Here is a 12,874-nt window from a genome sequence, read left to right on the forward strand (position 1 = left end):
ACAGGTCCACGATCTCGTAGCGGGCGAACGTCCCCTCGCTCGTGGACACGTCCGCCCCCTCCACAACCGCCCCCGTCGTCGGGCCGGCCGCAGGCAGAAGCGACGAGCAGCCCGACACCGTCAGGGCAGTGCCCAGAACGGTGCAGAGGGCCAAAGGCAGTGCGCGCATGCGGGATCGCCTGTCGGTTTCTCTCATGGGCTGCCTAGACCATCGCCGGGTCCCTGTCCGTGGCGGCCGGGACACAGTCTCGCGGTGAGCACCCGTCGGCCGCCAGCCGTCCCCACTACCCACGTCTTTCCCAAAAAATCGTGTCCGAGACGATACTTGAAAGAAGCAACGCGATGTGCGTTCTCGTCGGGGAGGCAGCAGTGAATTTGCCTGACCTGGGTTTCGGCAGAACCGGATTCGATGACAGCGTCGTTTGACTACACACCTCCTGGGCTAGCCCAGGGTGTTCCGGGATCGGTCCGACGACGGCACGTCTTTTACATTCCGGGTTACGATCCTGAGGGCAGCAGCCGCTACCGTATGCTGTTCGTCCGAGAGCTGGCCCGCTACGCCAAGCGGTTCGGAGAGCCGAAACGCACGGTAACCGCTGCGCATCTCAGCGCCGACGGGCTGGTTCAGAGCTGGCGCGTGGCCGGCCAGCCTGCCACGCAGGGGGCCGAGACCACCTACGACGTGCTCCTCTGGGACGACATCGTCCGCGCGGACTTCCGGCGCCGGCGTCCGGTCAGCGTCGCCCTCCTGGTCCTCGGCACGCTCCAGACCATCGTCTCCGGCCTGATGCTGCGATTCTACCGGCTGAACTGGAAGTACGGCAACGTCATCCTCTACCCGCTGGTGATGGTCCTGCTCCTCGCCCTGTGCACCCTGGCCATCGCCGCCTTCGTGCATGCCCATCTGGGAACGGCCTTCGGGCACAGCCTCGGGTGGCCGCTCTGGGTGACGCTGCCGGCAGGCCTCCTCATCGGCCTCGCCTGGATCAAGGCGATGGAAGCCGTCCTCAACCGGATCTTCTTCTGGCAGCTCCTGAACGACTGGGTCTTCAACTGGCAGCACGGCCAGGGCCGGCGGCCGGATTACGAGCGCCGGCTCGAGGCCTTCACCGCGCATGTCCTCGCCCGCTGCACCGCCCTGGCGGTCGGCGACCCGCCCGACGAGATCCTGATCCTCGGTCATTCCTCGGGAGCCCTGAGCGCCGTGGAGGTGACCGCCCGGGTGCTCGCCCACGATCCGCATCTCGGCACCGGAACGACCACGCTCGCCCTCGTCACCCTGGGGTCCGGCCTGCCCCTGGTGGCGATGCAGGGCGGGGCCAAGGGGCTGCGCGGCGAGATCGCCAGTCTCGTGACCTCGCAGCGCCTCGTCTGGGCCGACTTCCAGGCGCCCCAGGACTGGATGAACTTCCCCGGCTTCAACCCGGTGGTGCATCTGGAGCTCGACCTTCAGGGCCGGGCGGTCGCCAACCCCCTGGTGCGCTCGGCCCGGTTCCGCGAGATCATCAGCACGGAGACCTACCGGAAGGTGCGCTGGCGTCCGTTCCGGATGCACTTCCAGTTCCTCCTGGCCAACGACCGGCGCGGGTACTACGACTTCTTCGCGATGACCCTGGGCCCGCAGCGACTGCGCGAGCGGGCGCTCGCGCCCATCCTGCCCGACCCCGTATCGCCCGATCCCGCCTCGGCGCGGTCCGCGTCGCCCGGCGCCTGTCCGGGGACGCCGCTCGCCTCCTGAGGCCGGGGAAACCCGCCTTCGTCCGGCATGTTTCCGCACAGCCTCCGGGCGCCGCGGCCTGCTAAGAGGCCGGGGCCGGCCCGTCCGGGGCGGCTGCCAGGACGGGGCGCACGATGTCATCAGGTCAGATTCCGGCGTCGGGCGGCAGGCCCAGGGTCCTCGTGGTGATGGGCGTCTCGGGCTCGGGCAAGAGCACGGTGGCGTCCCGGCTCGCCGAGCGCCTCGGCTGGACCTTCGTCGACGGCGACAGCTTCCATAGCCCCGGGCACGTGGCCAAGATGCGGGCCGGGCACCCCCTCGACGACGACGACCGCGCGCCCTGGCTCGCGGCGATCGGCGCCTGGATCGACACGCAGCTGCAGCAGCGGACTCCCGGCGTGGTGGTCTGCTCGGCCCTGCGCCGGGCCTATCGCGAGGTGCTGGTGCGCGGCCGGGAGGAGGTGCGGATCGTCTATCTGGCGGGCGACCGCCCCCTGATCGAGGGGCGCCTCGCGCGCCGGCAAGGGCACTTCATGCCGGCAGGCCTCCTCGACACCCAGTTCGCGATCCTGGAGCCGCCGGCCCCCGAGGAGAACGCCGTGGCGGTGGGCATCGATGCAGCCCCCGAGACCATCGTCGCAACGATCGTGGCCCGGTTGGGATTGGGGGAGGGCGCCCCGCAACCGTGAGCCCCCCCGAGTTCCATGCCCCCGTCCTCCGAACCGCTGCCCGCCGCGATCGCCCTGGTGATCTCGGACGTGGACGGCACCCTCGTGACCACCGACAAGCGGCTGACGCCCGCGACCCGCGCGGCCGTGCGGCGGCTGGAGGCGGCGGGCATCGCCTTCACCATCGCGTCGAGCCGGCCGCCCGTGGGTCTGAGGTCGCTGGTGGCCGAGCTCGGCCTCACCCTGCCGATGGGGGCCTATAACGGCAGCACCCTGGTCGCCCCCGATCTCACCCTCCTGTCGGAGACGCTGATCCCGGCCGAGACCGCCCGCGAGGCCGTGCGGCGCTTCGCCGAGGCCGGTCTCGCCACCTGGGTGTTCGCCCGCGGGCAGTGGAACCTCACCGATCCGCACGGGCCCTACACCGACCTCGAGCGCCGGACCCTGCAGGCCGAGCCGAACGTGGTCGCGGACCTCGAACCGCTCCTGGACCAAGCCGCCAAGATCGTCGGCGTCAGCGCCGATGCGGCGCACCTGGAGGCCTGCGAGGCGGAGACCGCCGCGGCGCTGACGGGGCGAGCCGACGTCCATCGCTCGCAGGCCTACTATCTCGATGTGACGCCGCCCGGCTCCGGCAAGGCCGCCTTCGTGGATGCCATGAGCCGGCATCTCGGCCTCGACCACGCCCGGATCGCGACCCTCGGCGACGCGGCCAACGACGTACCGATGTTCGCCCGGAGCGGATTTTCCGTTGCGATGGGCAACGCCGAGCCGGCCGTCCAGGCCGCGGCGCGGGCCGTCACGGCCACGAACGATGCGGACGGGTTCGCGAAAGCCATCGACGAATTCATTTTGCGGCGCTGAGGCGGTCCGCGCGCCGTCGCCCTTCCGATGCTGCGAGGCCTTTGGCAACATTGGCGAATCGCTTTGGATACAATCCGAACACGGCGGCGGCGACTGTGCCATGTGCGACACAGCACATGCGGAAACGGTCACGCTCGGCCCGCCGGAGCCGCTTTCCGGCCTCAATTCGCCCGGACCTTGACCGTCCAAGAACAAGGACGATCCGGGTCTCCGATGAACCAGCGCTTCCTGCTCCTCGCCATCGCCGCGGTCGCCCTCCCGTGCGGGATGCTCCCGGCCGGCGCGGCCCTGGCCCAGGGTGCGGCGGCGCGGGACAACATCGATGCCCTGATCGAGCAGCAGGCCAAGGCCAACGGGGTGCCGTCGAGCTTCGTCCACCAGGTCGTCAAGCGCGAGAGCAACTACAACCCGAACGCGAAGGGCGGCAGCGCCCTCGGGCTCATGCAGATCAAGCATGCGACCGCCCGGGGCCTCGGCTACCAGGGGGATGCGGCGGGCCTGTTCGACCCGCGGGTAAACCTCCGCTACGGCATCGCCTACCTCGCCGGCGCCTACCGGGCCGCCAAGGGCGACATCGCCCAGGCCTACAACTTCTACAATCGGGGCTACTACTACGCCGCCAAGCGCCTCGGCATCGAGACCAGCGTCCCCGAGGATCTCGAGACGCCGAAATCCGGCGAGGCCTTCTCCAACGCCTTCGCCCGCGCCGACAGCCCCGCCGTCATCGCCGCCAACACCGCCCTCGCCTACGCCCCGAGCCCCGCCGCCAATGGCGTTCCCACCGAGACGGTCGCGGTGCCGCTGCCGCCCCGCAGGCCCGCATCCCTCGCCGGTCTCGGCACGGTCGCGGTCGCGGCCCTGGCGCCGGCCGACGCCGCCCCCCCGGCATCCGCGGCAGCCATCAGCCCCCATCCCGGCGTCGTCCCGGGCATGACCCAGGCCGGCGCCCAGGTCGAGGCCGTCTTCACGGAGTCGATCGAAGTTCCGCTGCCGCCCCGCCGTCCGTCGGCGCCGGCCCTGGCCGCGGTCGGCCGGCCGGGGGTGGCGAAGAAGGCCCCGGTGGCCGGCACCGTGCTCGAGGCCTCGGCCCTGCCGGCCGCCGCGCAGTAGGCCGTCCCGCCCTCGCTCCTCCCGCGCGGCGTTTGCGCGCAAGGGCAGTCCCAGACCGGCCTGACCGTCACGGCTCCGACGGAGACGGCACCGAACCGATTCTCCGGGTTTCCCCCGTTCTGGTGCCCCTGACCGCTTGCGTCGGACCGCGCCTCGCCTCACATGGTGCAATGCGAAGCAGCGTGCTTGGGCTCGGTTCGGCCCCCTCGCGGCAACGATCCAAGGGCACTGTTCCGCCATCGAAGTTCCGCGTTGTTGCATTTTGACAGATTCGAAACGCCGAAGCTGGGCATAATATTTCCATATCCGGGAGCATAGTCCCGGTATCGACCCCCTGTTGTGGCACCCTGCGTGCGGGCTTCGGCCCGACCGCGAACCGAGGAAACGGACGACGGCATGGCCGGCGCGGTAGAACAAGAATCGACCTTCCTGGCTGATCTCGGCCGGCGGGTTCGTCATGCCCGGACCGTGCGGGGCCTGTCGCGCAAGCTCCTCTCGCAGACCTCCGGTCTGTCGGAGCGCTACATCGCGCAGCTCGAGAGCGGGCAGGGCAACGTCTCGATCATCCTGCTGCGCCGGGTCGCCAACGCGATGGGCGTGCGCCTGGACGACCTGATCGCCGGGCAGGAGACCCTGCCGGACTGGCACGTGATCCGCGATCTCCTCGGCAACGCGTCGCCGGAGCAGATCGCCCTGGCCAAGAGCATCCTGTCGGGCCAGTCCTCGGCCAGCGGCGAGGCTCCGCAGCCGCGCGTCGCGGTGATCGGCCTGCGGGGCGCCGGCAAGTCGACCCTCGGCCGCCGGGTCGCCGATCGCCTGGGCTGGACCTTCGTCGAACTCAACGCCGAGATTGAGCGCGAGAACGCGCTCTCGGTGAAGGAGATCTTCGCGATCTACGGACAGGAGGGCTACCGCCGCCTGGAGCAGGCGGCCCTGCGCCGCCTCACCGAGCATCCCGGTCCCCTCGTGCTCGCCACCAGCGGCGGCATCGTCGCGGAGCCTCTGACCTATGACCTGCTCCTCCAGGCCTTCTTCACGATCTGGCTGCGGGCCCGGCCCGAGGAGCACATGCAGCGCGTGCGCGACCAGGGCGAACTCACCACCACCGGCGACCACCCCTCGGCCATGCAGGAACTGCGCGCCGTCCTGGCCAGCCGCGAGCCGCTCTATGCCCGCGCCTCGTCGGTCGTCGACACCTCCGACGTGCCGGTCGACGTGATGGTCGACCGCCTGGCCGAGGCCATCGAGGCGCGCTTCGGCACCCTCGACCACCGCCGCAGCGCCTGACGGCTCGGGCCCGACCGATCGGACCGGGACAGCGTGCGCTCTTGATCGGGCGTGCGATGCGCACCAAGCTATGGGATGCGCGGTCCGGCACCGGTTTCCTCTGCCGGACCCCGTGACGACAGACACGACCATTCCGGAACGCCGCGCGGCGGGAGCAGAAACCCACTGACGCGGTATGACCCGCGCGTCGGGTGGCGGCGCGCTTCGGCCCCACGCGACGCGCCCGGCCCAGAGGAGGCCCCGATGTCCGCCAGCCCCTTCCCCATCGCCGCGAAAGGCGCCGAGCCGCTGGCGGTCTGCGATCCGATCTGGGCGCGCCTGCGGGCCGAGGCCGAGGCGATCGTGCGCGAGGAGCCGCAGCTCGCCTCGTTCATCGTGGCGACCGTCCTCAACCATACCTCGCTGGAGGGCGCCGTGGCGCACCGCGTGGCGGCCCGGCTCGGACATGCCTCGCTGCCGTCCGAGCTCATCGCCCACGGCTTCTTCGAGGCGATCACCGCCGAGCCGAGCCTCGGCCAGGATTTTCGCGCCGACATCGCCGCCGTGCTCGATCGTGACCCGGCCACCAGCCGGGCCATCGAGCCGGTGCTGTACTTCAAGGGCTTCCACGCCATCCAGGCCCATCGCCTCGCCCACTGGTACTGGACGGCCGGGCGGCGCGACCTTGCCCTCTACCTCCAGAGCCGGTCCTCCGAGGTGTTCCAGACGGACATCCATCCGCAGGCCCGGATCGGGCGCGGCATCTTCCTCGACCATGCCACCGGCCTCGTGGTCGGCTCCACGGCGGTGATCGAGGACGATGTCTCGATCCTCCACGCCGTCACCCTGGGGGGCACCGGCAAGCAGGGCAGCGACCGTCACCCCAAGATCCGCCACGGCGTGATGATCGGCGCGGGTGCCAAGATCCTGGGCAACATCGAGGTCGGGGCCTGCGCCCGCATCGCCGCCGGCTCGGTGGTGCTGCGCCCGGTGCCGGCCAACACCACCGTGGTCGGCGTGCCCGCCCGCGTGGTCGGCACCGCCGGTTGCGCCGAGCCGTCGCGGGCCATGGACCAGCTCGTCGCCATGGACCAGTTCATTCACATGGCCGAGGGCATCTGACGGCGCGCCCGGCACGCCGGGATCGATCCGAAGCCCGGCTTGCCCATCCTCCGATGGCGTGGCAAGCGGAGGCCAGCCCGGCCCCGGCCGCCGGCAGGCCCTCGGGGCCGCCGCGCGCGACCGGCCATGAGCCGGAGACGACCCGAACGCGAGAGGCGATCAGCGTGAACAAGACCGACATTGTGAAGGTGCAGGACTACCTCCGCCGGACCTTCGCCAACACCAACATCCGCCTCGTTCCTCGTCCCAAGAAGGACGATTCGGCCGAGGTCTATATCGGCGAGGAATTCCTCGGCGTGGTCTCGGTGGACGACGAGGACGGCGACCGCTCGTTCAACTTCGCCATGGCGATCCTGGACATCGATCTCGAGGATTGAGGTCCCCTGCCTGCCGCGGGGCCCCGACAGGCCGCACCGGCCTGTGCGTGGATTTAACCCTGACGGCAGGAAACCCTTAACGTTTCGTAAACGACGCGGCACAGTGCGCGCCACATCGCCTCTCGATGGTGGAGCGTTCGCGTCATGACCCTCAGCCCCTCGGCCCTCGATTCCCTGCAGACCCTCTGCGTCGGTCTCGCCCTCTCGGGCCTCCTCGCCAGCGCCTTCGAGCTGTTCACGGAGCGTCGCGCGAGCTTCAGCCTGCTGGAGCGCGGCGGCGTCACGGCCGTGGCGGCCCTGCCGATGCTGGCCTTCGGCGCACCCTTCATCATCCTGCGCAACACCGTGCGTGGCCGCCGGCTGGAGCGCCGCCCGATTCCCTTCGTGATGATCGCCACGATGATCGCCTGCGGCTGGAGCCTGATGTCGGGCCGCGTCGCCCTCGACCTCGCGCACCTGATCGCGGGCGTCTGAGCGCCCGCCGCCGGCCCCGCGGTTTCCGGACGGGTCCCGGCCAACATCTGGAACCACCGACGTAGAAAGGGCGCCCCTCCGGAGGCGGCCTTTCGCGTGCCGACGGGAGCCGCCCTCAGCGGTTGGCGGTGGCCACCGGGGACGCCCCGCCGTTCAGGGTGACCCAGGCCAGACCATCCTGCCCCTCGCGTTTGATGAAGGTGTAGCCGGTGCGCGGGCCGGACAGGACCGCATTGGTCTTGTTGTCGAGGATCAGGTCGCCGCGATCGGTGCGGACCATCAGGACCGCGTGGCCCTCGCCGATCTCGTCGATGACCACGGTCATGCGCAGGGCCCGGCGCGGCAGGCCGCGCTCCACCAGCATCCGGCGCTTGAGGAGCTGGTAGTCCTCGCAGTCGCCGAAGCCGTCGTCGGGATAATCCCAGCGGTCGACGACCCCCCAATGGGCGAGGTCGGTGATCGGCTTGATCCGGGCGTTCACCCGCCGGTTGACGCGGTTCAGCAGGTCGCGGATGCGCGGCGTGAGGGCGATGACGGCCGGCTGCGTCGTGTCGACGGTGCATTCGGCGGGCATCCGGGCGCAGAAGGCGGTCCAGGCGGCGACGGGGCGAGCGGGGGCGCCTTCCTCCAGGGCCGCGGCATCGGGCAGGGCCGCGACGGTCTGGGCCTCGGTGCTGGCACCGCCGATGAGCAGGATGGTCCCGACGAGGCCGAACTGCACCGTGCGGGCGAGGCGTCGCCGAAGTCTCCCACGCGGCCCGTGCGGCAGTCCCTCGACGCTTCGCAGTATCGCGTGCCGCATGCCGGTCGCCCTGCCATCCCGCTGGTGGAGCGACAAGGTTTACACGGGAACGATCCAGGCTCAATCGGAAAGTTAAACCCGCGTTAACGCGCACCGGGGCGCGTTGGTTCCCTACAGGTTCGTGCGACGAGAAGATGCTTCCGGATCGCGCCACGCCGTCGGGACAGCCGGTGCCCGAGAGCCCGTTCGGCCAACGCCGGGATGCTCAGCGGTTGGCGGTGGTGACGGGCGAGGTCACCCCGCCTAGCGAAACCCATGCCACCGTATCCGCAGACTCGCGTTTGATGAAGACGTAGCCCGTCCGGTACCAGGTCAGGACCTCGCTGGTCTTGTTGTCGAGGATGAAGTCGCCGCGGTCGGTGACCAGGGTCAGCACGGCGTGCCCCTCGCCCTTCTCGTCGATGACGACCGTCATCCGCATCGCCCGGCGCGGCAGGCCGCCCTCGGCCAGGAGCTTGCGCTTGAGCAGCTGGTAATCCTCGCAATCGCCCGAACCGTCCTCGGCGAGGTCCCAGCGATCCGGCACGCCCCAGTGCTCCTGGTCCGTCACGGCGTGCAGGGACTTGTTCACGCGACGGTTGACCGAGACCACGGTGTTCCAGATGGCCGGGGTGAGCGTGATGCGGTTGGGCTCGTTCGCGTCGATCGCGCATTCGGCGGCATAGCGCTGGCAGAAGGCGGCCCAGGCCGGCAGCGGACGGGCCGCGGCCAGGGTCGGGGCGGCGGGGGAGGGCGTGGGCAGGGCCGCCAGGGTCTGGGCCGTCGACGCACCGGTCGTCGCGGCCAGCACCGCGAGCAGGATCAGCGCAATCGTCTTCGTCCGGTCCATGGCGGCGTCCTCACGTCCTATGCCGCCAGGGTGCCGCCGCGGCGCCTGTTCCGCGCTGAAGCCGATCCGCGCAATTTTATCGATTCGCGGGCGCGATTGCGGCTCTCGTGCGACAGACCGAATGCGCCGTCTCGGTGATGGCGCGAAACGGCGCGATTCCGCCAACGGGTCGGTAACCGTGCTCGGAGAGGGGGCTTACCGGAAGCGGAGCGGGCGGGCCCGCCGTGACACCCGGGAGCGCCCTTGCTATGCCGCGGCCTGGGCGAGGGGGCGGAGCGTTCCCCGCGGGACGGACGTCCCCGCCAAGCCCCGGACACGGAATTTTACGGCACCATGAACATCTTCGCCACCTTCGAGGCCCGCGTGCGCGGCGCCGTGCAGGCCCTCATCCAATCCGGGCAGCTGCCCGAGGGGCTCGACCTCGCCCGCGTGGTGGTGGAGCCGCCGCGCGATGCGAGCCACGGCGACCTGGCCACCAACGCCGCGCTGGTGCTGGCCAAGGAGGCGAAGACCAACCCCAAGGCCCTGGGCGAGACCCTGGCCGCGGCCCTGCGCGCCGACCCGGACGTGACGGAGGCCAGTGTCGCCGGCCCCGGCTTCATCAACCTCCGGCTGGCCCCTGGCACCTTCCACGCCGTCGTCCGGGCCGCCCTCACGGAGGCCGAGGCCTACGGGGGCGGCACCATGCCGGGGGGCCCGGTCAACATCGAGTACGTCTCGGCCAATCCCACCGGCCCGATGCATGTGGGCCACGGGCGCGGGGCGGTGTTCGGCGATGCCCTGGCCAACCTCCTGGCGGCGGCCGGGCGCGACGTGACGCGCGAATACTACATCAACGATGCCGGCGCGCAGGTCGACGTGCTCGCCCGCTCGGCCTTCCTGCGCTACCGCGAGGCCCTGGGCGAGGCCGTCGGCCCGGTGCCGGAGGGGCTCTATCCGGGGGACTACCTCGTACCGGTGGGCGCCCGGCTGGCCGAGATCCATGGCCGTGCCCTCCTCGACCAGCCGGAGGCGGACTGGCTGCCGACGGTGCGGGCCTTCGCCATCGCGGCGATGATGGACCTGATCCGGGAGGACCTCGCCCGCCTCGGCATCCATCACGACGTGTTCTTCTCCGAAGCCACCCTCAAGGAGGAGGTGCCCGTCCTGCTGGCGGAGCTTCGCAAGAAGGGCCTCGTCTACGAGGGTCGCCTGCCGCCGCCTAAGGGGCAGCTGCCCGAGGACTGGGAGGATCGCGAGCAGACCCTGTTCCGCACCGTGGAGTTCGGTGACGACGTCGACCGGCCGCTGCTGAAGTCGGACGGCTCCTTCACCTACTTCGCCTCCGACATCGCCTATCACCGGACCAAGATCGCCCGGGGCGCCACCGATCTCATCGACGTGCTCGGTGCCGACCATGGCGGCTACGTCAAGCGCATGCAGGCCGCCGTGAAGGCGGTCAGCGACGGCCGCGCCACCCTCGACGTGAAGCTGTGCCAGCTCGTGCGGCTGCTGCGCGCGGGCGAGCCCGTGAAGATGTCGAAGCGCGCCGGCGAGTTCGTCACCCTGCGCGAGGTCGTCGACGAGGTCGGGCGCGATCCGGTGCGCTTCATGATGCTCTACCGGAAGAACGACGCCACCCTCGACTTCGACCTCGCCAAGGTGGTGGAGCAGTCGAAGGAGAACCCGGTCTTCTACGTGCAGTACGCCCATGCGCGCTGCGTCTCGGTGTTCCGCCAGGCCGCGCAGGCGATGCCGGGTGAGGATTTTTCGCGGGCCGGGCTGCTGGGCGAGGCCGACCTCGCCTGTCTCACCGATCCGGGCGAAGGGGAGATCATGCGGTTGATCGCGCAGTACCCGCGCGTCCTCGAGGCGGCGGCCGGCGCCCATGAACCGCATCGCGTGGCGTTCTACCTCTACGAACTGGCCTCGTCGCTGCACGGTTTATGGAACAAAGGCAAAGACTTGCCGCAATTACGGTTTATTAATCCTGACGACCGAAACTCCACTCGGGCTCGATTGGCCCTCGTTGAGGCGTTGCGGGGCGTTGTCGCCTCCGGCCTCGCGGTGTTGGGCGTCACCGCGCCGGACGAAATGCGGTGAGGTGATCTCGGCGTGAAGAGGGATGCTGCCATGACGACGAACGCTTCGCGGGCGACGGTCGATTTCGACGCCTTTGCGCGAGATCTGCAGCAGCCACCGGCGCCGGCCCAGGCGCCCGTCCAGGGTGTCGCGCCCGTCCAGGCTCAGGCCCCGGCTGCGGCCAAGGCCGACCCCCTGGCCGAACTCGCCCGCATCGTCGGGCAGGACGATCCCTTCCGCGCCCTACTCCAGGCCCGCGATTCCCGCGCCGATGCCGCCGCGCGCGGCCGCATCGAGCCGAGCTTCGGCGACGGCCCGGTCCAGGGCCGCCCCGCCCAGGTCGAGGCTCACACGCCCGTTCACGCCCCGGCCCCCGTGCACCAGGCCGCTCAGCAGCCGGTCTCGCCGACCGACGCCTTCGACCAGTATCTCGCCTCCGTCGATCACGGCGCCTATGCCGATTCGCAGGGCGCCTATCCGGATCCCAACGCGGCCGAATTCGCCCCCAACGACGCAGACGACCGGGTCCGCTCCCTGGAGCGTCCGCGCAAGCGCAGCCGCCTCGTGTCGGTGGGTGCCGGCCTCAGCGTTCTCGCCCTCTGCGTCACCGGCGCCCTGGCCTGGCGCGGCCTGCACGGCCAGTCCGGCGGCAGCGGCGGCGTCCCCACCATCCTGGCCGACACCGCGCCGCTGAAGATCGCGCCGCAGAAGTCCGATGGGGTCGAGATTCCGGACCAGAACAAGCAGATCTACGAGCGCACCGCCAAAGACGGCCAGATCCGAATCGTCAACCGCGAGGAGCAGCCCCTCGACGTGGCCCAGGCCGCCCGGGCGGCTCTCGGGACCGGCGAAGGGGGAGCGACCCCCGGCAGCGCCGCTCCGGCAGCGGCGCCCCAGCCGGCCCAGCAGGGCGGCCTCGGCGAGTCCCTCGGCGAACCCCGTCGGGTCCGCACGGTCTCGGTGAAGCCCGATACGCCCCCGCCGCCGCCGCAGCGCGAGGCCTCCGCCGAAGCGACGACACCGTCGGTGATCCCGACCATGACTCTGCCGGGCGCCACCGGCGACGGCGCCGCCAGCCCGTCCCTGCGCCAGCGCGCGACCCGGCTGCCGCCGCCGGTGGCGACGACCCCGGTGGCCGAAGCGCCCGCCGCGACTCCGCCGGAGCCGGCCCCGGCCCCGCGCGTCAAAGCGCCCCAGCGCGTGGCCGCCGTGGCCCCGGAGGCGACCTCCGCCATCTCCGCCCCGCCGCCCGTCGCGGCGGCATCCGCCGCAGCCTCCGCGGGCGGGGGCGGCTACGCCGTCCAGCTTGGCGTCCGCACCAGCGAGAGCGAGGCCCAGGCCGCCTTCCGCCAGATGCAGGGCAAATACAGCCAGCTCTCCGGCCAGCCGGCCCTGATCCGTCAGGCCGAGGTGAACGGCAAGACGATCTACCGCGTCCGGGTCGGGCCCCTCGGCAAGACCGAGGCGACCAGCCTGTGCACCCAGCTCCAGGGTGCCGGCGGCCAGTGCTTCGTGGCCAAGAACTGAGGTCCGCTCCCGGACGCTGGACGAACCGGGCGCCGGCGCGCGCCCGGTCGGTCGACC

Annotated in this window: 12 protein-coding genes and 1 pseudogene; 10 read left to right on the forward strand and 3 right to left on the reverse strand. The window is 71.0% G+C overall.

Annotated features, from left to right (window positions below; translation table 11 throughout):
* Positions 1–169, reverse strand: a pseudogene (locus tag ASG63_RS26460) (polysaccharide biosynthesis/export family protein); the annotation flags it as partial.
* A 240-nt stretch (positions 170–409) separates the two neighbouring features.
* Between ASG63_RS26460 and ASG63_RS11975 the strand changes: the two are divergent.
* The 8 genes from ASG63_RS11975 to ASG63_RS12010 all read left to right on the forward strand — a co-directional run bounded on the left by ASG63_RS11975 (position 410) and on the right by ASG63_RS12010 (position 7,598).
* Entirely contained in the window at positions 410–1,738 is a 1,329-nt protein-coding gene (locus ASG63_RS11975) for a hypothetical protein (RefSeq protein ID WP_056216363.1), read from the forward strand.
* Between the two features lie 113 nt (positions 1,739–1,851).
* Entirely contained in the window at positions 1,852–2,406 is a 555-nt protein-coding gene (locus ASG63_RS11980) for a gluconokinase (protein ID WP_056216365.1), read from the forward strand.
* 15 nt (positions 2,407–2,421) lie between these two features.
* Positions 2,422–3,249, forward strand: a complete 828-nt coding sequence (locus ASG63_RS11985) for a Cof-type HAD-IIB family hydrolase (protein WP_056216367.1) — start codon at positions 2,422–2,424, stop codon at positions 3,247–3,249.
* Positions 3,250–3,462: 213 nt separating this feature from the next.
* Complete coding sequence (locus ASG63_RS11990) at positions 3,463–4,359, forward strand: transglycosylase SLT domain-containing protein (RefSeq protein ID WP_056216369.1); 897 nt, start codon at positions 3,463–3,465, stop codon at positions 4,357–4,359.
* 351 nt (positions 4,360–4,710) lie between these two features.
* Entirely contained in the window at positions 4,711–5,646 is a 936-nt protein-coding gene (locus ASG63_RS11995) for a helix-turn-helix transcriptional regulator (RefSeq protein WP_274534732.1), read from the forward strand.
* Positions 5,647–5,889: 243 nt separating this feature from the next.
* Positions 5,890–6,747 carry a serine O-acetyltransferase gene (cysE, locus tag ASG63_RS12000; RefSeq protein ID WP_056216374.1) on the forward strand — a complete coding sequence of 286 codons (858 nt, stop codon included), beginning with the start codon at positions 5,890–5,892 and terminating at the stop codon, positions 6,745–6,747.
* 164 nt (positions 6,748–6,911) lie between these two features.
* The gene (locus ASG63_RS12005) at positions 6,912–7,124 is read left to right on the forward strand and encodes a DUF3126 family protein (RefSeq protein WP_055950709.1); all 213 of its coding nucleotides are present in this window, start codon (positions 6,912–6,914) and stop codon (positions 7,122–7,124) included.
* Between the two features lie 144 nt (positions 7,125–7,268).
* Positions 7,269–7,598 (forward strand): DUF6949 family protein, encoded by a 330-nt coding sequence (locus ASG63_RS12010; RefSeq protein WP_055950713.1) that lies wholly within the window; start codon positions 7,269–7,271, stop codon positions 7,596–7,598.
* A gap of 115 nt (positions 7,599–7,713) precedes the next feature.
* On the opposite strand, the gene ASG63_RS12015 is transcribed toward ASG63_RS12010, so the two are convergent.
* Together ASG63_RS12015 and ASG63_RS12020 are read right to left on the reverse strand one after the other, a co-directional pair.
* Entirely contained in the window at positions 7,714–8,400 is a 687-nt protein-coding gene (locus ASG63_RS12015) for a transglutaminase-like cysteine peptidase (RefSeq protein WP_056216376.1), read from the reverse strand.
* A gap of 205 nt (positions 8,401–8,605) precedes the next feature.
* Entirely contained in the window at positions 8,606–9,229 is a 624-nt protein-coding gene (locus ASG63_RS12020) for a transglutaminase-like cysteine peptidase (RefSeq protein WP_056216378.1), read from the reverse strand.
* A gap of 333 nt (positions 9,230–9,562) precedes the next feature.
* On the opposite strand from ASG63_RS12020, the gene argS reads away from it, so the two are divergent.
* Positions 9,563–11,311 carry an arginine--tRNA ligase gene (gene argS / locus ASG63_RS12025; protein WP_056216381.1) on the forward strand — a complete coding sequence of 583 codons (1,749 nt, stop codon included), beginning with the start codon at positions 9,563–9,565 and terminating at the stop codon, positions 11,309–11,311.
* Positions 11,312–11,341: 30 nt separating this feature from the next.
* Positions 11,342–12,817, forward strand: a complete 1,476-nt coding sequence (locus ASG63_RS12030; RefSeq protein WP_056216383.1) for an SPOR domain-containing protein — start codon at positions 11,342–11,344, stop codon at positions 12,815–12,817.
* Positions 12,818–12,874 lie beyond the last annotated feature (57 nt).

The organism is Methylobacterium sp. Leaf94, from assembly GCF_001426045.1.
Classification (GTDB): domain Bacteria; phylum Pseudomonadota; class Alphaproteobacteria; order Rhizobiales; family Beijerinckiaceae; genus Methylobacterium.

Coding starts and splice junctions, on each gene's coding strand:
- argS (WP_056216381.1), top strand. CDS start 9,563: ATGAACATCTTCGCCACCTTCGAGGCCCGCGTGCGCGGCGCCGTGCAG.
- cysE (WP_056216374.1), top strand. CDS start 5,890: ATGTCCGCCAGCCCCTTCCCCATCGCCGCGAAAGGCGCCGAGCCGCTG.
- ASG63_RS11980 (WP_056216365.1), top strand. CDS start 1,852: ATGTCATCAGGTCAGATTCCGGCGTCGGGCGGCAGGCCCAGGGTCCTC.
- ASG63_RS11990 (WP_056216369.1), top strand. CDS start 3,463: ATGAACCAGCGCTTCCTGCTCCTCGCCATCGCCGCGGTCGCCCTCCCG.
- ASG63_RS11975 (WP_056216363.1), top strand. CDS start 410: ATGACAGCGTCGTTTGACTACACACCTCCTGGGCTAGCCCAGGGTGTT.
- ASG63_RS12015 (WP_056216376.1), bottom strand. CDS start 8,400: ATGCGGCACGCGATACTGCGAAGCGTCGAGGGACTGCCGCACGGGCCG.
- ASG63_RS12010 (WP_055950713.1), top strand. CDS start 7,269: ATGACCCTCAGCCCCTCGGCCCTCGATTCCCTGCAGACCCTCTGCGTC.
- ASG63_RS11985 (WP_056216367.1), top strand. CDS start 2,422: ATGCCCCCGTCCTCCGAACCGCTGCCCGCCGCGATCGCCCTGGTGATC.
- ASG63_RS12020 (WP_056216378.1), bottom strand. CDS start 9,229: ATGGACCGGACGAAGACGATTGCGCTGATCCTGCTCGCGGTGCTGGCC.
- ASG63_RS12030 (WP_056216383.1), top strand. CDS start 11,342: ATGACGACGAACGCTTCGCGGGCGACGGTCGATTTCGACGCCTTTGCG.